The sequence below is a fragment of the Stenotrophomonas sp. YIM B06876 genome (assembly GCF_030711595.1).
Lineage (GTDB): Bacteria > Pseudomonadota > Gammaproteobacteria > Xanthomonadales > Xanthomonadaceae > Stenotrophomonas.
Map to the genome: position 1 here is coordinate 1 of NZ_JAUJUJ010000506.1, position 579 is coordinate 579.

General features: G+C 68.7%; 1 protein-coding gene. It reads right to left on the reverse strand.

What is annotated here, in order from left to right; all coding sequences use genetic code 11:
- Nucleotides 1-91: 91 nt before the first annotated feature.
- Nucleotides 92-579: amidohydrolase family protein (locus tag QZH66_RS18175; protein ID WP_305807198.1), on the reverse strand; the 488-nt coding region annotated here is incomplete at its 5' end.

Here is a 579-nt window from a genome sequence, read left to right on the forward strand (position 1 = left end):
AGCATGCGCAGCGGCCACCACGACACGCCCCAAATGAAGGCGTTGCACAGCAGGGCCAGGAGCGCAAGCAAAGGAGGCTTGTGCAGCGCGCTCAAGGTGCTTGCAGCGTGCCGTGCGTGACGCGCCCGTTCATCATCGTGGCGACCACGGGCACCTTGTGGATGTCGTGCGGCTGGACGTCGAACAGGTTCTGGCCGAGCACCACGAGGTCGGCGCGCTTGCCCACTTCCAGCGAGCCGGTCTGGCGCTCCAGCCCGCTCTGGAACGCGGCATCCAGCGTGTAGCCCTTGAGCATCTGCGCCAGCGTGAGGCGCTCGTCCAGCGGCGGCAGGACCTTGGCGTCGGGCTGCCCGATGACCTGGCGCGTCATGCCGATCTGGATCACGTCCAGCGGCTTGTAGGTCGAGAAGTAGCCGGCAGCCGCCCAGTCGGTGCCGAAGCTCACGCGCGCGCCGGACTCCAGCAGCGCGCGCGCGCGGTAGAGGTTGCGCGTGAAGCGCTCCTCGCCCAGGCGCACGCGCAAGGTTCCTTCCGTGTCGGGATCGGAGGTGGCCCAGTTCACGCCCGGCTGCGCGATCA